Source organism: Microbacterium sp. SL62 (assembly GCF_026672635.1).
Lineage (GTDB): Bacteria > Actinomycetota > Actinomycetes > Actinomycetales > Microbacteriaceae > Microbacterium > Microbacterium testaceum_A.
This window is the reverse complement of record NZ_JAPPRM010000001.1, coordinates 93728-115553: the sequence shown is the minus strand read 5'-3', so window position 1 is coordinate 115553 and position 21826 is coordinate 93728. Positions and strand designations below refer to the sequence as shown.

16 protein-coding genes are annotated in these 21826 nt (G+C 71.4%); 8 read left to right on the top strand and 8 right to left on the bottom strand.

The window, feature by feature from the left end:
- Nucleotides 1–79: 79 nt before the first annotated feature.
- Nucleotides 80–3613 carry a PQQ-dependent sugar dehydrogenase gene (locus OVA26_RS00475; protein WP_268102467.1) on the bottom strand — a complete coding sequence of 1178 codons (3534 nt, stop codon included), beginning with the start codon at nt 3611–3613 and terminating at the stop codon, nt 80–82.
- A 417-nt stretch (nt 3614–4030) separates the two neighbouring features.
- Between OVA26_RS00475 and tatA the strand changes: the two genes are divergently transcribed.
- Together tatA and OVA26_RS00465 are read left to right on the top strand one after the other, a co-directional pair.
- The gene (tatA, locus tag OVA26_RS00470; RefSeq protein WP_268102466.1) at nt 4031–4270 is read left to right on the top strand and encodes a twin-arginine translocase TatA/TatE family subunit; all 240 of its coding nucleotides are present in this window, start codon (nt 4031–4033) and stop codon (nt 4268–4270) included.
- Between the two features lie 53 nt (nt 4271–4323).
- Nucleotides 4324–4734, top strand: a complete 411-nt coding sequence (locus tag OVA26_RS00465) for a twin-arginine translocase TatA/TatE family subunit (RefSeq protein ID WP_268102465.1) — start codon at nt 4324–4326, stop codon at nt 4732–4734.
- Here OVA26_RS00465 and OVA26_RS00460 read toward each other — a convergent pair.
- On the bottom strand, nt 4647–5570 hold the full coding sequence (locus OVA26_RS00460) for a LysR family transcriptional regulator (protein WP_268102464.1): 924 nt from the start codon (nt 5568–5570) through the stop codon (nt 4647–4649). The two genes, OVA26_RS00465 and OVA26_RS00460, sit on opposite strands and share 88 nt — an antisense overlap.
- Before the next feature lie 72 nt (nt 5571–5642).
- Between OVA26_RS00460 and OVA26_RS00455 the strand changes: the two genes are divergently transcribed.
- Nucleotides 5643–6620: a DMT family transporter gene (locus OVA26_RS00455; RefSeq protein WP_268102463.1), complete on the top strand. Its 978-nt coding sequence runs from the start codon at nt 5643–5645 to the stop codon at nt 6618–6620.
- Here the strand turns inward: OVA26_RS00455 and OVA26_RS00450 are convergent.
- Genes OVA26_RS00450 through OVA26_RS00440 form a run of 3 tightly spaced genes read right to left on the bottom strand, consistent with a single transcriptional unit; the run spans nt 6568 to nt 8461 of the window.
- Nucleotides 6568–6828 carry a hypothetical protein gene (locus tag OVA26_RS00450; RefSeq protein ID WP_268102462.1) on the bottom strand — a complete coding sequence of 87 codons (261 nt, stop codon included), beginning with the start codon at nt 6826–6828 and terminating at the stop codon, nt 6568–6570. The genes OVA26_RS00455 and OVA26_RS00450 overlap by 53 nt on opposite strands.
- Nucleotides 6825–7844 carry a WxL protein peptidoglycan domain-containing protein gene (locus OVA26_RS00445; protein WP_268102461.1) on the bottom strand — a complete coding sequence of 340 codons (1020 nt, stop codon included), beginning with the start codon at nt 7842–7844 and terminating at the stop codon, nt 6825–6827. Before OVA26_RS00445 ends, OVA26_RS00450 begins: the two co-directional genes overlap by 4 nt.
- Entirely contained in the window at nt 7841–8461 is a 621-nt protein-coding gene (locus OVA26_RS00440) for a hypothetical protein (RefSeq protein WP_268102460.1), read from the bottom strand. The genes OVA26_RS00445 and OVA26_RS00440 overlap by 4 nt, the downstream gene beginning before the upstream one ends.
- A gap of 463 nt (nt 8462–8924) precedes the next feature.
- Here OVA26_RS00440 and OVA26_RS00435 point away from each other — a divergent pair, with 463 nt between their 5' ends.
- From OVA26_RS00435 to OVA26_RS00415, 5 genes are all read left to right on the top strand, one after another.
- Nucleotides 8925–12272, top strand: coding sequence for a family 16 glycoside hydrolase (locus OVA26_RS00435; RefSeq protein WP_268102459.1), 3348 nt, complete (start codon nt 8925–8927; stop codon nt 12270–12272).
- A 71-nt stretch (nt 12273–12343) separates the two neighbouring features.
- Nucleotides 12344–14506, top strand: a complete 2163-nt coding sequence (locus OVA26_RS00430) for an MMPL family transporter (protein ID WP_268102458.1) — start codon at nt 12344–12346, stop codon at nt 14504–14506.
- A 9-nt stretch (nt 14507–14515) separates the two neighbouring features.
- Nucleotides 14516–15565: a lipoate--protein ligase family protein gene (locus OVA26_RS00425; RefSeq protein WP_268102457.1), complete on the top strand. Its 1050-nt coding sequence runs from the start codon at nt 14516–14518 to the stop codon at nt 15563–15565.
- Nucleotides 15562–16515, top strand: coding sequence for a DNA-methyltransferase (locus tag OVA26_RS00420; RefSeq protein WP_268102456.1), 954 nt, complete (start codon nt 15562–15564; stop codon nt 16513–16515). Before OVA26_RS00425 ends, OVA26_RS00420 begins: the two co-directional genes overlap by 4 nt.
- A gap of 142 nt (nt 16516–16657) precedes the next feature.
- Entirely contained in the window at nt 16658–17641 is a 984-nt protein-coding gene (locus OVA26_RS00415) for an LLM class F420-dependent oxidoreductase (protein WP_268102455.1), read from the top strand.
- A gap of 117 nt (nt 17642–17758) precedes the next feature.
- Here OVA26_RS00415 and OVA26_RS00410 read toward each other — a convergent pair whose 3' ends face one another.
- The 3 genes from OVA26_RS00410 to galT all read right to left on the bottom strand — a co-directional run bounded on the left by OVA26_RS00410 (nt 17759) and on the right by galT (nt 21744).
- A complete protein-coding gene (locus tag OVA26_RS00410; RefSeq protein ID WP_268102454.1) occupies nt 17759–19222 on the bottom strand; it encodes a carboxylesterase/lipase family protein in 1464 nt (487 codons plus the stop codon).
- A gap of 270 nt (nt 19223–19492) precedes the next feature.
- Nucleotides 19493–20656, bottom strand: a complete 1164-nt coding sequence (galK, locus tag OVA26_RS00405) for a galactokinase (RefSeq protein WP_268102453.1) — start codon at nt 20654–20656, stop codon at nt 19493–19495.
- A complete protein-coding gene (gene galT / locus OVA26_RS00400; protein ID WP_268104840.1) occupies nt 20653–21744 on the bottom strand; it encodes a galactose-1-phosphate uridylyltransferase in 1092 nt (363 codons plus the stop codon). The genes galK and galT overlap by 4 nt, the downstream gene beginning before the upstream one ends.
- Nucleotides 21745–21826: the final 82 nt, after the last annotated feature.

Below are 21826 nucleotides of genomic sequence, written 5' to 3'. Positions count from 1 at the left end.
CTTCGAGGTGGGTCCGCCCCGGGGCCGGGGACGACCGTGAGGGTGGTGGGGGCCGCGGTACGCGACCCCCACCGGGGTGTTACTTCTTGACGGTCAGGTTCGCGCTGCCGCTGCTCTTCGCGATCCCGGTCGAACCGGTGTACGACGCCTGCACCTGGTAGGCGCCCTCCGCGCTGAGCTTGGGCAGGGTCACCTGGACGGTGCCGTCTGCGCCGAGCGTGCCGGTGAGGGTGGCGACGACCGCGTTGTTGCGACGGATGGTCACCGTGGCATCACCGGTCGGGACGATGCCCGTCGACGAGGCCACCTGAACCGTGGCGGTGGCCGCCACGGCGGGCTTGACCGGCGTCGGCGAGACGGCGACCGAGGTCGTCGACTTCGCCTGCGAGACCGTGAGACGACCGATGCCGGCCGACCCCTTGAAGGTCTCGTCGGCTCCGTAGGTGGCCCGCAGGGTGTGCGTGCCGACCGGGAGGTCCGCCGGGAGGGCGACGACGGCGTTGCCGTCGGCGTCCAGGGTCGCGCGACCGAGCTCGGTGTCGCCGACCGTGAGCACGACCTCGCCCGTGGGGGCGCCGCCCTCTCCGCGCACCGACACCGTCACGTCGCCCGGGGCGCCGTAGGTGACTCGCGGGGAGCCGAGCGAGACGAGCGTGCGGGTGTCGACCGTCGGCTCGTTGGGAGCGTCGAGGTCGATCGTGAACGACACCGAACCGAGCTCCGACACGTTGCCACCGGTGTCGGTGGCGCGGTAGCGAATGTCGTAGGCGCCGTCCTGATCGAACGTCACCCCGTACTGCTGGTTCGCCGCGAGGTTCACCCAGGTCGCGCCGTTGTCGCGCGAGTACTGGACGCTCGCGAGCGTGCCGTTGTCGGCGGCCTGCACCGAGAAGCGGACCGGCTCGTTGAACACGCCGCCGACACCCGTCGGGGTGGCGGGAGCCAGCGTGTGCGCGACGGTGGGGGGCGTGACGTCTCCGACGCCGTCGCCGACCATGGTCAGCGCGTCAACGGCCAGCTCGTCGGCCGAGGTGACATAGAGCGCCCCGCTGCCCTCGGGGGCCTCGAAGGCGATCTCGACGTCCTGCCAGCCGTTACCCGCCGGGATGGTGGCGGTCGCGAAGGGCTCGGCGTCGGCCGCTCCCCAGCGCAGCTGGACCTCGCCCGCGCCGCTGGCACGGACCACGGCCCCGTCGATCCCGGCGAAGTTCACCGGGTCGAAGGCGAGGTAGTCGCCCGATCCCAGGCCGCGGATGGCGTTGCCGCCCGAGGCGTCGGTGTCGGCGTAGGTGGTGACGCCCTCGCGACGGATCGCGTGCTCGGCCTGCTGCAGCTTCGGGTTCAGGCGAACGGTCGCCTCACCCGTGGCCGCCGGCAGTCCGTTGGCGCCGGCGTCGGTGTACGTGACCACGACCGCGCCGTAGAGCAGGGCACCGGGGCCGTGCTCGGGCGAGTTCGGGTCGGTGCGGAAGACGCCCGTGCAGCCCGTGCCCGAGACCTCGGGGTGGGCGTGCTCGTCGTGGCCGAGACCGTAGGTCCACGTCACGCGCGAGCATTCCGTGGCGTCGCCGTCCTCGGCATCCGTCGTTGTGACCTGGAACGGGATCGCCTGACCCCAGTCGAAGAACGCGCCGTTGCCGGGGAAGGCCACGGTCACCTCGGGCGCCTGGTTGCCGACCGAGATCGTGCGCGAGGTCAGACCGAAGCGTCCGCCCGGGTCGGACACGCGCAGTCGGGCGCTGTAGTTGCCCAGTTCGGTGTAGGTGTACGACGTGGTCGCGCCGGTCGCATCGTAGGTGCCGTCGCCGTCGAAGTCCCACTCGTAGGTGAGGGCGTCTCCGTCGGGGTCGGTCGAGGTCGACGCGTCGAACTCGACGGTCAGGGGAGCCTGCGACGACGAGGTGGGGGTTGCGGTGAAACGCGCCTGGGGCGACTTGTTACCGGCGACGTAGTCGATGCGGTACAGACCGGCATCGGGGTTCGCGCGGAAGAAGCCGTCGCCGTAGTCGAGCACGTACATCGAGCCGTCGGGCCCGATCTCCATGTCCATGGGGTTGTCGTGCGGCGGCTGGCCCAGGGTGCTGAGCGCCGCGTTCGGAAGGAAGTCCTCGATGTCGCTGACCTCGAAGGTGTCCCAGTCGAGCGTGAACGCGGCGATGTAGTCCTGCGAGAACTCGCCCATGAACGCCTTGCGGTCCCAGTGCTGCGGGAGCTTCGTGGGCGAGGGGTTGGTCTCGTCGTAGTGGTAGACGGGTCCGCCCATGGGGCCCTGGCCGGTACCGGCACCGAAGTTCACCAGCTCGTCCCACGGCTGGTCGCCGGGGTTGTCGCCGTACCAGAGGGTCGCGGGCTGCGCGGGGGGAAGGTCGGTGAGACCGGTGTTCCACCGCGACTCGTTCTTGAGGTTCTGCGGGTCGAAGAACGCACCCGGCGTCGCCGTGGCGAAGTCCCAGTCGTTGTAGGCCTGGTTGTCGGCGTGGACGTAGGGCCACCCGGCGTTCTGGGGCTCGTCGAGGCTGATGGCGTTCCACTCCACCAGTCCCATGGGCCCGCGGCCGGCGGTCTGGGCCACGGCCTTCGTGGCGTCGGGGCCGTAGTCGCCCCACGACAGCGAGTTGGTCTCGATGTCGACCTCGATGCGGAACGGGTTGCGCACGCCCATCACGAAGATCTCGGGGCGGGTGAGTTCGGTTCCGGGGGCGAAGAGGTTGCCCTCGGGGATCGTGTACGAGCCGTCCTCCTCGACGTGGATGCGCAGGATCTTGCCGCGCAGGTCGTTGGTGTTGCCGGCGCCGCGGCGCGAGTCGAATCCGGGGTTGTAGCCGGGGGCGTCGTTGTTGGGCGCGAAGCCGTTCGCTCCCGGAGTGGATGCCGGGGTGTTGTCGCCCGTGCTCAGGTACAGGTTGCCGTCGGCGTCGAATCCGATGTCGGCGCCGACGTGGCAGCACTGCCCGCGCTGGACCTCGACGTCGAGGACGACCTGCTCGCTCGCGAGGTCGAGGGAGTCCCCGTTCCACTGGAAGCGGGCGAGGCGGTTCACGCCGACCCACTGGTCCCAGTAGGACTCGTCGGCCCCCGCGGGGAGGGTGTTGGGGGAGTTGCCCGCCGGGGTGTCGGCCACGCCGTCACCGTCGGCGTCGCGCGGGGAGTAGACGAGGTACACCCAGTTGTTCTCGGCGAAGTCCGGGTCGAGGGCGACCGTCTGCAGGCCGTCCTCGGAGTTGGCGTAGACATCGAGGGTGTTGGTGACGCGCGTGACGCCGGTCGCGGGATCGGTCAGGCGCACGTCGCCGTTGCGGGCGGTGTGCAGGACGCGCTTGTCGGGGAGGACGGCGAGGTCGATGGGCTCGCCCACGTCCTTGGTGAGCAGCACGCGCTCGTAGTTGCTCCAGTCGAGGGCGCCGCCGTCTTCGCCGGTGTCGCCGGGGTCGGGGGTACCGGGGTCGGTGGGGTCGCCGTGGTCGCCGCCGGGGTCTGTGGTGCCGTGGTCGTGCCCGTCGTGCGCGAAGGCCGGGGCGGGTGCGGCGGCGATGGCGCCCAGGCCCAGTGCGGTGGCCGCGAGGACCGCCGTCAACCGGGACCGGACGACCGGATGCCGAGAAGTAGAGTTCATCGTGAAACAGCTCCTGTGAATGCGTTCGAGTTGTTTTCACCGGGTCGCCACACAGTCGGTCTCAACGACTGATCGTGGCGGCCCGGGCTCTTCGTGCGGTGGCGGTCGGCCACGCGCGGTGTCTGCTCCTTACTCTTCGTCGAGTGGGAGGGGTCGCCGATCACCGCCTCTCAGGGCGGTTCGTGGGGCGAGCCTCGGGGGGATGAGGTGTCCGATTGTGGGGGACGTCGCTCGTCGTCATCCTGACGGATGTTTTTCCATAGGTCAATCAAAAGTTGCGTAATGCGCACACAACAAAAGTGCGCTCGACGCGATCCTTGTGGTTTCCATTCGTCGCGGGCTAGCATCGCCGCACGGTGCGTCTCGCGCCGATCCCCCACCCGTCGGTGAAGGCGCCGACACGGCCGAGGAGGCCTCATGCTCCATGGACTGACCGGATGGCACCTGCTGATCGTCCTGGCGGTGATCGTCCTCCTCTTCGGGGCCGCGAAGCTGCCGGCCCTGGCTCAGAGCGTGGGCAAATCGGCCCGCCTGTTCAAGGGCGAGCTGAAAGCGATGAAGGACGACGAAGCGACGCCCCTCGCCGAATCGGCCACGCCCGCGGCTCCCGAAGCCCGTGCCTCGGCGGTCGTCGCCGACCCGCCCCCGACCCGCTGACCCCCCGCGTTCCGATGGTCGGCCCCCGCCGCCCCCGAGCGGGGGAGTAGCCCGTGTTCTTCGGTCTCACCATCGAGAAGATGATCCTCATCGGCGTCATCGCGGCGCTCATCATCGGTCCCGAGCGGCTTCCCGCCGCGGCGGAGTCCCTGCGGCGCGCCCTCATCCGTGCGCGCGGCTTCGCGAAGACCGCCCAGGAGCGGGTGCGCGACGAGCTCGGCTCCGAGGTGGCCGACGTCGACTGGCAGCGACTCGACCCCCGCCAGTACGACCCGCGCCGCATCATCCGAGAGGCTCTGCTCGCTGATCCGGAGCCGACCCTCGCACCGCGCGCCGCTTCGACGGACACCGACGGCCCGACCCCCGCCGCCGCTCGTCAGGCGGAGTCGGGACCCGGGGACGCGTCCGCCGCCCGCGCCGACACCGAGCGCAACGCCGATAGCACGCGCCGCACGGCCGCGTAGGCCAGGGCGTCGGGGCGGGCCAGCGCGTCCACGTGACGCACCAGGGCGAGATCGGCGAGGGGGCGCAGCACGAGCCCGTCGACCGCGAGCGGGGCCGTCGTGGTCCGGGGCATGACGGCGACCGCCGCGCCCGCGCGGACGATCTCGGCCGTCACCGAGAACTCGTTGATGCGGTGGGCGACCTCGAGAGGGCGTCCGACGTGCGCCGACAGGTGATCGAGGACCCCGGCGAGGGGGAAGCCGGCGTGCACCGACACCCACCTCTCGTCGACGAGGTCGGACGCGCGCAGCTCGGAGCTTCGAGCGAGCGGGTGGTCCGCGGGGAGCGCGATGTCGAGGGGCTCCTCAAGCAGCGGCACCATCACCACGCGGTCCGCGGGCCACGGCTCGTCGTGGGCGAGGCGGTGGGCGATGACGAGGTCGTGGTCGGCGGTCAGCCCGGGAAAGTCGCGGTGCGCGACGTCGGCGTCGGCGAGACGCAGGGGCGGAGAGCCGTCGAGTTCGCGCAGGAGGGGCCCGAAGAGCGTGAGGGCGGCGCTGTGGAAGGCCGAGACGCGCACCGGGCGATCGCTCGCGTCGAGAAAAGCGCCGACAGCCTCGCGCGCACCCACGAGGGCCTCGTCGACCCGCGTTCCCGCCGCGGCGAGGGCTTCGCCGGCCGGGGTGAGGGCGAGGGCCCGCCCGCGACGCCGGGTGAGGGGAACGGGAACGTGGGCCTGCAGGGCGGCCAGCTGCTGCGAGACCGCGGAGGCCGACACGTGCTGTGCCGCCGCGACGGCGGCGACGCTCCCCCGGTCACGGAGTTCGCGCAACACGCGCAGGTGAGCCACATCCATAAGTCAGAACTTACGCCACCGTGAAGAACATGCCGCTTGTTCTTCCGCGTAATCGCGGGGGATCGTGAGGGGGTGACCCGCCGCGCTCCCGAGATCCTCGTCGACGTCCTCCTCCTCGCCGTCGCGACGGTGTGGGGGGCGAGCTTCCTCGCCGCGAAAGAACTGGTCGCCGAAACGGGGGTCGCCTCGGGCGTGGCCCTGCGCTTCGTCGTCGCGGCGAGCGCTCTCGGCATCCTGTGTCTTCTTCGTCGGGAGCGGATGCCGCGCGGTCGCGGTCTCGTGATCGCCGCGCTCCTCGGCTGCTCGCAGGCGGCGGTCATCGGGCTCGAGACCGCGGGCGTGCACCTGACCTCGGCGACCAACGCGGGCCTGCTCATCAGTCTGGCCCTCGTCTTCACCCCGGTGCTGGAGAGCATCGCGGCGCGCTCGTGGCTCCCGAGGTCGTACTTCATCGCGGCCGTGGCCGCGGTCGCCGGGGTCGCCTTGCTCGTCTCGGGCGGGGGCCTGCGGGCCCCCAACCCGGGGGATGCGCTCGTCATCGCGGCGGCGGTCGTCCGCGCCGTGCACGTCACCGCGAGCGGGCACCTGACCCGCGGGCGTGAGGACAGCACCCTCGCTGTCGTGTTCGTGCAGCTCGTCGTGTGCGCTCTCGCCTCGACGGCCGTGGCCGGGGCCGATCTTGCGCCCGCGGTGGCGGGGCTCTCGGCGGCCGGCTGGGTCGACGTGATCTTCCTCGGCCTGCTGTGCTCGGTGTTCGCCTTCGTGGTTCAGCTCTGGGCGGTGCGGCGCACCTCGGCGACCCGCGCGAGCATCCTGATGGGCACGGAGCCGGTCTGGGCCCTCGCCGTGGGCGTGGCGATCGGGGGTGAAGCCGTCGGTCTTCCCGGACTCTCCGGCGCCGCGCTCATCATCGCCGCGTCGTACGCGGGGCAGGCGATCGAGCGTCGGCACCGCCGCTCGATCGCGGAGGCGAGCGGCGGCGCCGACGGCGAAGCGGTCAGCTCGGGTCCGCGGTCGGTCGTCGCCACCGGCCCCAGACCGTCGCCGTGAGCCCCGCCGCGACCAACGCGACGGCGAGGAGGACCGAGGCGATCTCGCCTCCGGTGACCGGCAGCCCTCCCCCGGGGGATCCGGGGCCGGCGCCGGGCGGCGGCGAGCAGTCGATGGTGCAGGTGGCGGTCGGGAGGGGAGTGATCTCGACGGTGACGCCCACGCCGTCGTCGGCGACGGCCATGGGGACGAAGAGCACGTCGCTCATGAGACCTCCACCGCCTCGCGCCGACCCTCTTCGCGAGCGCGGGCCACGAGATCGTCGAGGCGCTGGCGGGATCGACGACGACCCGAGGCGACGGCCGCGACGATGAGGGCGACGCCGACCGCGGCGGCGAGGTGCACCCACGGAACCGCCCACACCGTCACGCTGCGCGTCACGGGAGCTGCGGCGAGCGTCGAGTCGGGCACCGCGGCATCCACCGTCACGTCCTTCGTCAGCACGAACAGCGGCCACGCGGGCTGGGGCTCGGTGCGCACGTCCCGGGACTCGCCGGGCAGGAGCACTCCGCGCTCCGTCGTCGCCTCGGCCGCGTCGCTCACGGCGAGGGCGGTGTTCCCGGTGTTCTCCGCCGTGTAGGTGTAGGTGATCGACCCCGGCGCGAAGAGGTTCCACGACGGCGTGTATTCCGCACGGACCTCGCCGACGCCCACCGACGGGGCGAGCTGCCCCGTCACACGGGTCGACACGCGGAAGCCGACGCGACTGTCGACACCGACCCTCGTCCCGTCCGCTCCCGCGGAGGTGGATCGGACGGATGCCGAGACCCCGGCCGCGTGGTCTCCGGGGGTGGCGTTCTGCGGCACGGCGATCTCGAACGACACGACCCGCGTCTCGTTGGGCGCGAGCGTGACCGTCGGTTCGACCGTGATCCACGTGCCGGCGTCGGTCGAGGTGCGGTCGGCGGGGAGCATCGTGAAGCGCCCCGTCTCGGTGTAGTAGCCGTCCGCGGCGCTCAGGGCGAAGGTCGCCTCTCGCTCGCTGAAGTTCTTCACGGCGAGGTGCTCGGTGACGCGTTGACCCGGGTCGAGTTCGACCTGCATCACGCGGCGGCCGTCCGGCCCCGCAGCCGAGGCCGGGGTGACCGACCAGGTGACCGCGGAGTCGGCGGCGTCGTCGGCCAGGGCGGGCGGGGCCGCCGCGAGGGCGATCGCGGCCACGAAGACACCCGCCATGCCGGCGGATGCTCCGCGCGCGAGCGCCACCCTCATCTCGGTGCTCACCCCTCGAGCAGGGTCAGGGTGATGGTGGCCGAGTACGCCCCGGGTGCCACGGTGGCCGGCGTCTTCAGCAGCAGGCCGGCGGTGGCGGAGTACGCTCCGCCCGCGGCGTCCGCTGCGCTGTCGACGTTGGCGAGGAGCTCGGCGTCGACGAAGCCACCCGTGCCGGGGTCGACGGCGTCTCCGGGGGCGACCACCTGCGACCCGCCCGCGGGATTGCCCGAGACGATGTCGGGGTACCAGCCGAAGCTGTCCGCCGACGAGATCGCGGGCTGGCCGGCGCTGCCGGTGAAGTCGCTGATCGCTCCCATGACGTACCAGAACGATTCCGGGTCGATGTTCTCGGCGAGACGGGTGTCGGTGACGGTGACCGTGGGCAGGGTGCCCGCGAAGGTGCGGTCGGTGCCGGACGCCTCGCCTTCGGTCAGCGTGGTCGCATCGTCCGCGACGGTGAGGGCGAGGACGCCGGGCTCCGCCGCGGGGGCGATCTCGACCTGCACGTCGATGCTGCCCTCATCGGCGGCGAAGGCGCTGCCACCGCCCGCGGCGGCGAGGATGCCGACCCCGAGGGCGGCGACTCCGATGCGGGCCGAGAGGCCGCGACGGGAGGTGAAGGACATGAGTGCTCCGTTCTTCCACCGGGGGTCGGTGGAGTCGTCGGCGGGCGCCGGCGGGTGGTCGGGACGAGCGGCGAGGCGCCGATCGGCGAACGAGGGATGCCGTCGTTTCGGGCGGGCGCGGCGGACTCGGGGGAGCCTCGTGGCGGCGCTGTCACGGGTCGGTTCTGCGGGTTCGTTGCGACAGTAGTGCGGCTTCGGTAAGTCGTCAAGCAAAAGATGACTGACTGCCGAAATGCCGAAAGCCGGTGATTTTCCCGCCCTTTACCGGGATATTCGGCTTCGGATGCCCGGGCGGAGACGTTCGCAGGCGACTCCGGCTCGATTCTGCGAGCAGTTCTTAACGCAAATTAGTCAGGTTTTGTAGACGAATCGACAAAAGACTCCTACAGTGACGACGGTCGAGGGCGACCTGTGCGATCCGAGCGGTCGACGCCGCCCCCGCCGCTGATCCGAAGGAGCAATGATGCCCGTACCCGCTGTCTTGTCCGGCCCCCGCCGGCGCAGCACCCGTGTCGCGAGGACCCTCGCGGCCGGTCTCCTGGGCGGAGCACTCGTGGCCACAGGAGCGATCCTGCCCGCCGGTGCCGCCGTCGCCCCCGCCGTCAACACCCCGGCGGACCTGCCCAAGCAAGAACCGGGTGTGACGCTTCGCACCTACTCCACCCCGCCCCTCACCGAGCTCTGCACGCTCAAGTCGGGCCAGACCCCGAACGTCGACAAGCTCATGTCGACGATCGACTGGCGCACCGACGAGCAGTTCGGCGCGGGCGACAACTTCATCACGCACGCCCTGGCCAACCTCACCGTCAGCACGCCCGGCCAATACGCCTTCCGCCTGACGAGCGACGACGGCTCGCGCCTCACCCTCGACGGCACGCAGCTGATCGACAACGACGGACTGCACGGAGCGGAATCCGTCGAGGGCACCGTCACGCTCGACGTGGGAGTCCACGACCTGTTCGTCGAGATGTTCGAGGCCACCAACGGCCAGCAGCTCACCGTCGAATGGAAGGTCCCGGGCTCCTCGAGCTTCACGGTCATCCCCAACAGCGTGCTCAGCACGGAGGCGGGTGTCGTGCGCGTCACCGCCCCGGGGACGAAGTACTGCGAGGGCAGCACCGACTCCGCCGGCGACGGTCTGCGCCTGGATGCCGTGAACCCGAACTACACGCTCGTGAACCTGCGCCCCGAGGGCTTCAACCCGAAGGTGTCTGGCCTGGCCTTCCTCGGCAACGGCGATCTCGCGGTGCTGACCACCGGCTCGGTCAACTCCGGCGGATGGGACACCTCGACCCCCGGTAAGGTCTTCGTGCTGAAGGGCGCCCAGGCGGCCGACGGACCCGAGGACGTCACCGTCGTCGAGGCGGCCGGTGGTCTGCTGAACCCGATGGGCATCGACGTCATCGACGACAAGATCTACGTCTCGGAGCGCTACCAGCTCACCGAGCTCAGCGACACGAACGGCGACGGCTCGTACGAGACGAAGCGCAAGGTCGCCGAGTACCCCTCGGGCAACAACTTCCACGAGTTCGCGTTCGGCCTGATCCACGACGAGAAGAACTTCTACGTCAACCTCTCGGTCGCGATCGACAACGGCGGGGCGACCACCAACCCGCAGCCGGCGAAGAACCGCGGCACCTCGGTCAAGATCGACCGCGCCACCGGGGCGATCAGCTACGTCGCCGGCGGTCTGCGGACCCCCAACGGCGTGGCCTTCGGTCCCGAGAACGAACTCTTCGCGATGGACAACCAGGGTGCCTGGCTGCCCGCGAACAAGCTCGTCAACGTCAAGCAGGATCGCTTCTTCAACCACTACACGAACCCCGCGGGCCCGTTCGATCAGAACCCCGTCACGCCTCCCGTCGTGTGGATCCCGCAGAACGAGATCGGCAACTCCCCGAGCACGCCCATCATGCTGAAGGACGGTCCCTTCGCGGGACAGATGATCTTCGGCGACGTCACCTACGGCGGCCTGCAGCGCGCCTTCCTCGAGAAGGTGGACGGCGAGTTCCAGGGCGCGGTCTTCCGCCACTCCGCGGGCTTCGAGGTCGGCGTCAACCGCGTCATCGAGGGCCCCGACACGTCGCTGTACATCGGCGGCACCGGCGAAGGCGGCAACTGGGGCGAGGCGGGCAAGCTCACCTACGGCCTGCAGAAGCTCGTCCCGAACACCACGCAGAACGCCTTCGACATGAAATCCATGAAGGTCGTCGAGGGCGGGTTCGAGATCGAGTACACCCAGCCCCTCTCCGACGAGACGCTGGCGAACCTCGCCTCGGCGTACCGCGCCGAGCAATGGCGCTACCTGCCGACCTCCACCTACGGCGGACCCAAGGTCGACGAGGAGATCCTCTCGCTCACCGGCGCGACGGCATCCGCCGACCGCAAGACGGTCACGGTCGCGTTCGACGGTCTGAAGCAGGGCCGCGTCGTGCACCTGCGCTCGCCGCAGCCCTTCGCCGCAGCCAGTGGCGACACGCTGTGGAGCACCGAGGCCTGGTACACGCTCAACTCGCTGCCGGGCTACGTCTCGCCGGCCGACCGGGGCTGGTACGAGGCCGAGGAGGCCCGCCTGATCGGCGGCGCCAAGTTCGACGCTGAGCACAGCGGTTACTCGGGAGCCGGCTTCGCCGGCGGCATGTGGCAGGCCGGATCCGCGTTCGAGTTCACGGTGAACGCCGAGACCGCGGGCACCGTCCCCGTCTCGGTCCGCTACTCCAACGGCCCGAACCCCGCGCCCGGCTCCAAGGATGTCAACCTCTACGTCAACGGTCAGAACCTCGGGAAGTGGGACTTCGCCTCCACGGGCGACTGGAAGACCTGGGCCACGATCACGCGGGACATGCCGCTGGTCGCCGGGACGAACACCATCGCGCTGAAGTACGAGACGGGCAACAAGGGCAACATCAACGTCGACGTCCTGTCGATCGGCACCGCCGACATCTGCGCCCCGGCGCAGGTCGAGGACGGCTACCGCCCGCTCTTCGACGGCACGCTCGAGAGCCTGAACGCCGGGTGGCGCATGGCCGGCCCCGGCGGCTTCGGTCGACAGAACGACTGCAGCATCCGCGGCGAAGGCGGCATGGGCCTGCTCTGGCACAAGGCGCAGGAGCTGAACGAGTACAGCCTCAAGCTGGACTGGAAGCTCATCGCCGATCACAACGGCGGCGTCTTCGTCGGGTTCCCCGACCCGAAGAACGACCCGTGGATCGCGGTCAACCAGGGCTACGAGATCCAGATCGACGCGTCCGACGCCGCCGATCGCACCACCGGTGCGATCTACACCTTCCAGGGTGCGGATGCCGACGCGGTGAAGGCCTCGCTCAAGCCCGTCGGCCAGTGGAACGCGTACGAGATCGTCGTGAAGGGGCAGACCATCAAGATCTTCCTCAACGGCACGCTGGTGAACGACTTCACCAGCACCGATCCCGCTCGCGACCTCTCGCAGGGCTTCATCGGCCTGCAGAATCACGGTGGTGGGGAGGCGGTGTCGTACCGCAACGTCCGCGTCAAGGACATCGACGAGCCGGCCCCCCTCGCGGTGACCGCCTCGGCCGAGGTCAAGTGCCTGGCCAAGAAGGCGTCGGTGACGGCCCGCGCGACCAACACCGACACGGTGCCGGTCGACGTGACGCTCAAAACCGCGTGGGGCGAGCGGGTCATCCCCGCCGTCCAGCCCGGGGCGACGGTGTTCCACACCTTCACCACCCGCGCCGCGTCCGTCCCCGCGGGCGAGGCGACGGTGACCGCGTCCGGCGACGGTCGCACCGGCGGGGCCACGGCCTCGTACGCAGCCAAGAGCTGCGGCTGATCCCCCCAGCGCCTCCGGCGGCGGACTCGCGTCCGTCGCCGGGGGCGCTCCCTCATGTCCCAGAGGTCCCCATGCTCTCCTCCCTCGGCCGCCGCATGAGCCGGTACCGCCTTCTCGTCCTCCTCGCCTGGTCCGTGCTCGTCGTCGTCGGCGGCGCCCTCGCCGGTGACGCCTTCGACCGCACCGTCTCGGTCGCCGACGCTCCGTCCGGCAGTGAGTCCTTACGCGCCACCGAACGCCTCGACGTCCTCGACCCCGAGGGGGAGATCATCACCGCCGTCGTCCGCGGCGAGGACTTCTTCTCCCCGACGCTGCGCGACAGCGCAACCGCCGTCATGGCCTCGGTCCGCGCCGTCCCCGGGGTCGCCGAGGTAACCGACGCGTACACCGCGGGTGGGGCCATCGGTGACGACGGCCGCTCGTCCCTGGTCGTCGTCGAACTCTCGCTCGGTCTCACCGGCGACGAGGCCGTCGCCACGGCATCCGCCGTCTCCGACCTTCTCCACGAGATCGACGCGCCCGAGGTCCTCGTCGGCGGCCCCCTCCTGGCGGAGGAGGCCTTCGTCGATCGGGCGACCAGCGACGCGGCGATCGGCGAGGGCGTCGCGATCCTCGTCCTCGTCGTGCTGCTCACCCTCGCGCTCGGCTCGCTGCGCATCGCCCTCGTCCCCGTCGTCGCCGCTCTCGCCGCGATCGCCCCGACGCTCGCGATCCTGGGTCTGCTCGCCCGCGTCGTCGACGTCAACGAGTTCGCGGTGAACGTCGTCACGATCCTGGGCCTCGGCCTCGCCGTCGACTACAGCCTTCTCGTGGTGCTGCGCCTCCGTGAGGAACGCACCGCCGATCCCACCGCGCCCCTCGACGAGCTCGTCGCCCGTGCCGTCTCGGGGGCCGGCCGCGCGGTTCTCGTGTCGGGTCTCGCCGTGGCCGTGGCCCTGCTCGGCATCCTGATCCTCGGCGACCCCCTCCTCTCGGGGATGGCGCTCGGCGGTGCGGTCGTCGTCGCGGTCGCCACCCTCGCGGGCTTGACGCTCGTGCCGGCCGCGCTGTCGTTCCTGCATCGCGCGCTCCCGTCCGCTGAAGCGCGCACGTGGGCGCGCCCGTGGGCGGGCCGGGCGTCGCGCGATGGACTGCTGGCGCGCTCGACCCGTCTGGCCCAGCGCCGACCGGGGGTCGTCGCCGTCTCGACCGCGGCGGTGATGCTGCTGCTCGCCGCTCCCGTGGCATCCCTCGCGCTCGACGACTCCGACATCCGCTCCCTTCCCGCCGCGGCCGAGGAACGACGCGCGTACGAGGCGACGACGACGGGCTTCACCGGGATCGGGATCGAGCCCGTCACGGTCGTGCTCGACGGATCGATCCAGGATGCCGCCGTCACCGGCGTCCTCGACAAGATCGCGGCCCTGCCCGACGTCGCCGACGCCGACGTGGCGCAGGGGCTGCCGCCCGAGATCACCGCGGTCGCCTTCACCCCCGTCGGCGACAGCGCCACGGGGGACGCGGCGCAGCGGGTCGTGACCGAGGTGCGCGGTCTCGCGACCCCCGTCCCCCTCGAGGTCACGGGGCCTGCCGCCTCGCTCATCGACACGCGCGATCACCTGGCCGCGCGCCTGCCGTGGGCCCTGGTGATCGTCGCCGCGGCGAGCTTCGCCCTGCTCTTCGCGCTCACCCGCTCGCTCGTGGTCCCGCTGAAGGCGCTCCTGCTCGCCGGCCTCACGGTGGCCTCGACCCTGGGCGTGCTCACCGCCGTCTTCGGGTGGGGCTGGGGCGCCCCTCTGCTCGGGTTCGAGCCCCGCGGCACGCTCGATGTGACCACTCCCTTGCTGATCGGGCTCCTCGCCTTCGGGCTCACGATGGACTACGAGGTGTTCCTGTTGTCGCGCATCACCGAGGCCTGGCGCGCGCGAGGGCGCTCCGCCGACCCGCGTACGGCGAACGCCGAGGCCGTGCGCCACGGCATCACCCGCACCGGCCCCGTCGTGACGCTGGCCGCGGCGGGGATCTGCGTCGTCTTCGTCGGCTTCGCGTTCGGTGAGCTGGTCGCGATGAAAGAGATCGGGGTGGGCATGGTGATCGCGGTGGTCCTCGATGTCACCGTCGTCCGCGGGCTCCTCCTCCCTGCGCTCATGACGCTCCTCGGTCGCGCGAACTGGTGGCCGAGCGCGCGTCGCCCGATCGCGGTGCCCGCCGAACCGACGCCCACCGTCGATCACCGCGTGCCCGCGCGGTCGTAGGCTGGAGACATGCACGGCGAGTACAAGGTCCCCGGCGGGAAGCTGGTCGTCGTCGACCTCGAAGAGCGCGAGGGCCGTATCCACGGCTTCCACCTCGCGGGCGACTTCTTCCTCGAGCCCGACGACGCCCTCGACGACATCGACGCGGCCGTCAACGGCCTCGCGGTGGAGTCCGACGTCCCCACGATCGCCGCGGCCATCCGCGCGGCCCTCCCCGAGGGGGCCCAGCTGCTCGGCTTCACGCCCGAATCGGTGGCGACCGCTATCCGCCGCGCCCTGGTCACCGCGCCGGGATGGGCCGACTTCGAGTGGGAGGTCGTCCACGACGGCCCCGTCTCGCCGCGTATGAACCTCGCGCTCGACGAGGTCCTCACCACGCGCGTGGGCGCAGGGCTGCGCACACCCACCCTGCGCCTGTGGGAGTGGGACGAGAGCGCCGTCGTCATCGGCTCGTTCCAGTCGCTGCGCAACGAGGTCGACCCCGCGGGGGCGGCGAAGCACGGATTCGACATCGTGCGCCGCATCTCGGGCGGGGGCGCCATGATGATGGCCGCGAACTCGATCGTGACGTACTCGCTGTACGTGCCGGCATCCCTCGTCGCCGGTATGACGTTCGCCGACTCGTACGCGTTCCTCGACGACTGGGTGCTGCAGGCGCTGCGCTCGCTCGGCATCGACGCGGTGTACCAGCCGCTCAACGACATCGCCGGCCCCCACGGCAAGATCGGCGGGGCCGCCCAGAAGCGCCTCGCCAACGGCGGCGTGCTGCACCACGCCACCCTCAGCTACGACATGGACGGTCAGGTGCTCACCGAGGTGCTCCGCATCGGCCGCGAGAAGCTCAGCGACAAGGGGACCGTGTCGGCCGCCAAGCGCGTCGACCCCCTGCGGAGCCAGACCGGTCTGCCTCGCGCCGAGGTCATCGAACGGTTCATCCAGACCTTCACCACGCTCTACGGGGCGACGCCCGGGCACATCAGCGACGAGGAGTACGCCGAGGCCCAAGCCCTGGTCGACTCGAAGTTCGCCACCGACGCGTGGCTGCAGCGCGTCCCGTGAGCGCCGAGAACCTCGCCGACGCTCCCGCACCGGGTGGCGTCGAGATCCACCACGCCGATAATCTCACCGTCACGCCGCGCTACCCCGACGGCTCTTTCGCTCTCGTCTACCTCGACCCGCCCTTCAACACGGGGCGCACCCGCTCGAAGGCCGTGGAGTCCGCGACGCGCAAGGCGCCGGTGGACGAGACTCCGGATGCCGCCGCGCCCGATGCCGCGGAATCCGTCGACGATCCGAACATGCTCGACTTCCCCGAAGAGGAGCCGCCCCCGCCTCCCGTGGTGCAGCGCGGCTTCCACGGCCGGGAGTACGCGCGCCTGCGCGGCGACCTGCGCACCTACGACGACCGGTTCGACGACTACTGGGGCTTCCTCGAGCCGCGGCTCGTCGAGGCCTGGCGCCTGCTCGCCGACGACGGCACGCTCTACCTGCACCTCGATTACCGCGAGGTGCACTACGCCAAGGTCATGTGCGATGCGCTGTTCGGTCGCGACCACTTCTTGAACGAGCTGATCTGGGCCTACGACTACGGCGCCAAGACCAAGCGCCGCTGGCCCACCAAGCACGAGACGATCCTCGTGTACGTCAAGAACCCGTCGGCGTACTTCTTCGACTCGGATGCCGTGGACCGCGAGCCCTACATGGCCCCGGGGTTGGTCACTGCCGAGAAGGCCGCGCGCGGCAAGATGCCCACCGACGTCTGGTGGCACACGATCGTGCCGACCACGGGCCGCGAGAAGACCGGTTATCCGACGCAGAAGCCCGAAGGGGTGCTGCGTCGCATGGTGCAGGCGTCCTCGCGCCCCGGCGATCGGGTTCTCGACATGTTCGCCGGCAGTGGCACGCTCGGCGCCGTCGCCGCCCCTCTGGGACGGAACTCGGTGCTCATCGACGACAACGCCGACGCGGTGGCCGTGATGCACACGCGCCTCGAGCCGTACGCGGACTGAGCGCGACGCGGCTGGCGCGTTCGGGGGTGTGGGGCGGTGTTTTCCCGCCCAGAGCGCAAAATCCCGCCCCGAACCCCCGGCCCGCATCCGGCTCCGTGAGAAGCCTGCCCAGATGTCGGCGGTCCGCACCTAGGGTGAAGCCATGGACTTCGGCATCTTCGTTCCGCAGGGCTGGCGCTTCGACCTCGTGGGGATCGACCCCTCCGAGCACTGGAGGGTGATGAACTCGCTCGCCCAGAGCGCCGACGACGGACCCTGGCAGTCGCTGTGGGTCTACGACCACTTCCACACCACTCCCGTGCCGAGCGCCGAGGCCACGCATGAGGCGTGGACGCTCATGGCCGCCTTCGCCGCCGCGACCGACCGCGTGCGCCTCGGCCAGATGTGCACGTGCATGGGCTACCGCAACCCCGCCTACCTCGCGAAGGTCGCGGCCACGGTCGATGCGATCTCGGGCGGTCGCGCCGAGATGGGCATCGGCGGTGGCTGGTACGAGCACGAGTGGAAGGCCTACGGCTACGGGTTCCCGCCCATCGCCGAGCGACTCGGGCGCCTGCGCGAGGGCGTCGAGATCATGCACCAGGCCTGGACCACGGGCGAGGCCACCCTGTCGGGGAAGTACTACGAGGTCGACGGTGCGATCGTGCAGCCCAAGCCCCTGCAGCCCGGCGGCATCCCGCTCTGGATCGCCGGCGGCGGCGAGAAGGTCACGCTCAAGATCGCGGCGAAGTACGCCTCGTACACGAACTTCGGCGGCTCGCTCGAGGAGTTCGACCACAAGTCCGAGGTGCTGCGCGGGCATTGCGAGACCCTCGGCCGCGACGCGTCCGAGATCACCCGCTCGACGAACTTCAACACGATCGTCGCCGAGACCGAGGCCGAGGCCTCCGATCGCCTGGCCGCCGTTGTCGCGCGCCTGCGTCCGCACGTCGGAGATGAGCGGGCGGATGCCATCGAGGCCGACTATCGCTCCTCCGACGCGTTCGGCACCCCCGAGCAGATCGTCGAGCGCCTGCGCGAGCGCGCCGACCACGGCCTCGGCTACGCGATCCACTACTTCCCCGAGGCCGCCTACGACACCTCGGGAATCTCCCTCTTCGAGCGCGAGGTCATCCCGCACCTCTGATCGGCGGCGCGGCGGCCCCGCGCGCCTCGCGCGTGAGTCGCCAGAATGTGTCGCTTCTCCCGCAGGTGAAGCGACAATTCTTGGCGACTCACGCGCGTGCGCGGGCGGGTGCCAGGTTCAGACCAGAGGCGCGACGTCGGCGTAGGCGTCGGTCTCAACGGCGGGGGCGGATGCCGCGGCGCCGAACACCCGCGCGCGCCGGGTCGTGGCATCCCACGTCGGCCACCCCGGATCACCGTCGCGCGCGAACGCGACCGCCGCGGCGTGCATCTCGGCGGCCAGAGCGGGTGGGGGAGTCTCGCCCGCGATGCGGTCGACGCCCTCGGCGTCGAGGTGGTCGAACCAGAACGGCACGTCGAGGCAGTGGCAGGCGACGCCGATCGAGGGCACGGGCGATGCCCACGCGAAACGGTAGAGCCAGGTCGCGGCGTCGCCGCGCGCCCGGGCGGTCCCACGCACCGTCGCGCGGATGACCCGATCGGTGACGTATCCGCCGAGCAGGGCCGCGGCCCCGCGCCGTCGGGTGCGCTCGAGATACGCGCGTCGCCGCGATCGCCGCAGACCGAGCACGGCCAGGGCGAGAGGGACCGGCACCACTCGGAGGACGCCCGCGAACCGGGCGGTCAGGGCCGTGAATTCGTCGTCCGTCGACCCGATGACGAGGGGGATGCCGGCCCCGACACCGTCGGCGAGAGCCTCGAGCGGATGCCGGGGCAGCACCTCCGTGTCGATCACCGGCCCCAGCGGCAAGCCGCCGTCGAGCAGCGTCGCGAGCGACGACAGCGCCCGGACCAGGTGCGGCGTGAGGGTGCTCTTCTGCGCCGCGAGAATCCGCTCCTCGGGCACCGACGCGAAGCCGTCGCGGTCGGCGCGGACCCCGATGCGGGCTGCGACCCGGTCGGCGAAACGCCTGGCCGCCTCGAGCGGGACCGCGCCGATCGCGGGCGAGATCGCCATCGCGGCGTGGAAGAGTCCGGAGGCCGCGGGGCTCGACAACAGCGCGAGCACCGACCCTCCGCCCGCCGACTGCCCGGCCACCGTCACTCGGGTCGGGTCGCCGCCGAACGCGCGGATCTCGTCGCGCACCCACTCCAGCGCCGCGATCTGGTCGCGCAGACCCCGGTTGGCGGGAGTTCCGTCGATGAGACCGAAGCCGTCGAAGCCGATCCGGTACGAGATCACCACGGTGATCACCCCGTCCCGCGCGAACGCATCGCCGTCGTACCAGCGGCTCGCGGGCGAGCCCGAGGTAAAACCACCCCCGTGGATCCACACGAGCACCGGCAGAGCGGCATCCGGACCGATGTCCACCGGGGCGAACACGTTGACGTTCAGCGTGGCGTCTCCCGGCACGCTCGGCTCGGGGATGAGGGTGATCCCCGCGTCGCCCCGCTGCGCCGTGGCGCCGTACGCGGTGGCATCGCGCTCGCCCTCCCACGCCTCCACCGGCACGGGAGCGGCGAAGCGCAGCGCCCCGACCGGAGCCTGAGCGAACGGGATGCCGAGGAACACGGCGGCGGGACCCCGCCGGAATCCGCGGACGACGCCCTGGGAGGTCACGGCGAGGGGAGTGGCATCCATCCCCTCATCCTGCCGCGCCACCCGCGCGAGGGGCGACGGTTCTTGCCCGCGAGGCCCGTGTGTTCGTGGCCCCGCGGTCACGTACGACGCCCCGGGGCCACGACCGACGCCCCACCAGCCCGATCCACGCGCCGGGTCGGGAGCCTGCGTGGGTTCCGGGCTCGAGCTCTGTGCGTGCGTGGCCCCGGGGCCACATACAACGCCCCGGGGTCAGGTACGACGTCACACCAGCCCGGTTTCAGCCCGCCCCGCGCCCGCGGGCCGAAGCGATCACGCGTCGCGGCGCGCGCCCTCCGAGGGGGTCACCGTGAAGATGTTCGGGGCGAGGAAATCGGATGCCGCGAACGCGGCGCGCACGGCCGCCGTCGCCGCCGGGACGAGTCCGGTGGGGATCAGTGCGATGGCCGCTCCGCCGAAACCGCCGCCCGTCATGCGAGCACCGAGGGCGCCGTTCGCGAGCGTCGTCTCGACGGCGAGATCGAGCTCGGGCACCGAGATCTCGAAGTCGTCGCGCATCGAGGCGTGCGAGGCGACCAGCAGGTCGCCGATCGCGGAGGGGCCGTCGGCGTCGAGGGCGGCCACGGTGTCGAGCACGCGCTGGTTCTCGGTGATGACGTGACGGACGCGGCGGAAGGTCACGTCGTCGAGGATCTCCGCGGCGCGCGGCAGGTCGTCGACGGTGAGGTCGCGCAGCGATCCGACGCCGAACGCCGCCGCTCCCCGCTCGCAGGCCTCGCGACGCTCGCGATAGCCGCCGGTGGAGTGGGCGTGCTCGACGAGGGTGTCGGTCACGAGGATCGAGAGCCCCGCGTCGGCGAAGCCGAGGGCCACCGCGCGCGTCTCGAGGGTGCGGCAGTCGAGGAAGGTCGCGGCGTCCGCCACGCCCAGCATCGACGCCATCTGGTCCATGATCCCGGTGGGAGCGCCCACGGCGTCGTTCTCGGCGACGCGGCCGACCCGCGCGAGAGCGACCTTGTCGAGGCCGGCGGCCCACACGTCGTTCAGGGCGGAGGCCACGGCCCCCTCGATCGCGGCGGACGACGACAGGCCGGCACCCACCGGCACGTCGGAGGCCAGGGCGATGTCGACGCCGCGGGTCACGGCATCCGGAGCCGCCCGACGCAGCGCCCACGCCACACCCAGGGGGTAGCCCGCCCAGTCGAGGCCGCCGGCGGCGATCCGCGCGTCGAGCTCCGAGAGCGGGACCTCGACCGCGGCGTCGGCGAACGTCGAGCGCACGCGGATCACGTCGTCGGAGCGGACGGCCACGGCGGCCGCGGTGCGCTGGGCGATCGCGAAGGGGAAGACGAAGCCCTCGTTGTAGTCGGTGTGTTCGCCGATGAGGTTGGCGCGGCCGGGAGCCGACCAGACTCCGACCTCGGGGGCGTCGGTGAGGGTGGCGAGAAGGGCGCGGGCGTCGTCGACGGCGGTCATGCCGTCACCTCCGGAACGGTGTCGAGGGCGGCGCGCAGGCGTTCGGCCTGCGACTCGGGGGTCACGTCGCCGATCCAGGCGCCCATGGCGGCCTCGGATCCGGCGAGGTACTTCAGCTTGTCGGCGGCGCGACGCGGAGAGGTGATCTGCAGGTTGAGGCGCACGGCATCCCGTCCCCGTCCGACCGGCGCCTGGTGCCACGCGGCGATGTAGGGGGTGGGGGTGTCGTACAGCGCGTCGATGCCGCGCAGCAGGCGCAGGTAGAACGGGGCGAGCTCGTCGCGCTCGGCGTCGGTCGTCTCGGCGAGGTCGGCGACGTGACGGTGCGGCAGCACGTGCACCTCGACGGGCCAGCGGGCGGCGAACGGGACGAACGCCGTCCAGTGCTCGCCCCGCAGGACGACGCGCTCGCCGGCCTGTTCGAACTCGAGGATGCGCTGGAACAGGTCGTTCGAGCTGCGCGCGATCGTGTCGAGCAGGCGGTGCGTGCGCGGGGTCACGTACGGGTAGGCGTAGATCTGCCCGTGCGGGTGGGGGAGGGTGACACCGATCTCCTGCCCCCGGTTCTCGAAGGGGAACACCTGGCGGATGCCGGGAAGAACCGACAGTGCCGCGGTGCGATCGGCCCAGGCTTCGATGACGGTGCGGGCGCGCGTGCGCGAGAGCGAGCCGAACGACCCCTCGTGCTGGGGGCTGAAGCACACGACCTCGCAGCGGCCCACCGAGGTGCGGGTGCGGCCGAGGCCGAGGTGCTCGAGGTCGTCGTCGCTGCGGGGTGGGTCGACGGCGGCCGGGGCGTCGCCGATCGCCGCGTCGAGGGCGGGTCCGAACGAGGGTGACTTGTTCTCGAAGACCGCCACGTCGTAGAGCGAGGGGATCTCGGACGGGTTCGTCGGCGTCTGCGGCGAGAGCGGGTCGAGGTGCGCCGGCGGCAGGAACGCGCGGTTCTGACGATTGGATGCCACGGTGATCCAGTCGCCGGTCAGCACGTCCTGACGCATGGTGGCGGTGGCGGGACGCGGGTCGAGCGTGCGGGCGTCGATCGCGCGCTCGGCGCCGAGCGTCGTGCCGGGGTCGTCGAAGTACATCAGTTCGCGGCCGTCGGCCAGGTGCGTCGTCCGCTTGACGACGCCGGCGCCGAGGGGCACGACGGAGGAGCTGTCCGTGTTC

What these genes read in the sequence shown, in the direction of transcription:
- OVA26_RS00475 (WP_268102467.1), bottom strand. Translation starts at nt 3,613, where the DNA reads ATGAACTCTACTTCTCGGCATCCGGTCGTCCGGTCCCGGTTGACGGCG.
- tatA (WP_268102466.1), top strand. Translation starts at nt 4,031, where the DNA reads ATGCTCCATGGACTGACCGGATGGCACCTGCTGATCGTCCTGGCGGTG.
- OVA26_RS00460 (WP_268102464.1), bottom strand. Translation starts at nt 5,570, where the DNA reads ATGGATGTGGCTCACCTGCGCGTGTTGCGCGAACTCCGTGACCGGGGG.
- OVA26_RS00450 (WP_268102462.1), bottom strand. Translation starts at nt 6,828, where the DNA reads ATGAGCGACGTGCTCTTCGTCCCCATGGCCGTCGCCGACGACGGCGTG.
- OVA26_RS00440 (WP_268102460.1), bottom strand. Translation starts at nt 8,461, where the DNA reads ATGTCCTTCACCTCCCGTCGCGGCCTCTCGGCCCGCATCGGAGTCGCC.
- OVA26_RS00435 (WP_268102459.1), top strand. Translation starts at nt 8,925, where the DNA reads ATGCCCGTACCCGCTGTCTTGTCCGGCCCCCGCCGGCGCAGCACCCGT.
- OVA26_RS00430 (WP_268102458.1), top strand. Translation starts at nt 12,344, where the DNA reads ATGCTCTCCTCCCTCGGCCGCCGCATGAGCCGGTACCGCCTTCTCGTC.
- OVA26_RS00425 (WP_268102457.1), top strand. Translation starts at nt 14,516, where the DNA reads ATGCACGGCGAGTACAAGGTCCCCGGCGGGAAGCTGGTCGTCGTCGAC.
- OVA26_RS00415 (WP_268102455.1), top strand. Translation starts at nt 16,658, where the DNA reads ATGGACTTCGGCATCTTCGTTCCGCAGGGCTGGCGCTTCGACCTCGTG.
- OVA26_RS00410 (WP_268102454.1), bottom strand. Translation starts at nt 19,222, where the DNA reads ATGGATGCCACTCCCCTCGCCGTGACCTCCCAGGGCGTCGTCCGCGGA.
- galK (WP_268102453.1), bottom strand. Translation starts at nt 20,656, where the DNA reads ATGACCGCCGTCGACGACGCCCGCGCCCTTCTCGCCACCCTCACCGAC.
- galT (WP_268104840.1), bottom strand. Translation starts at nt 21,744, where the DNA reads ATGTACTTCGACGACCCCGGCACGACGCTCGGCGCCGAGCGCGCGATC.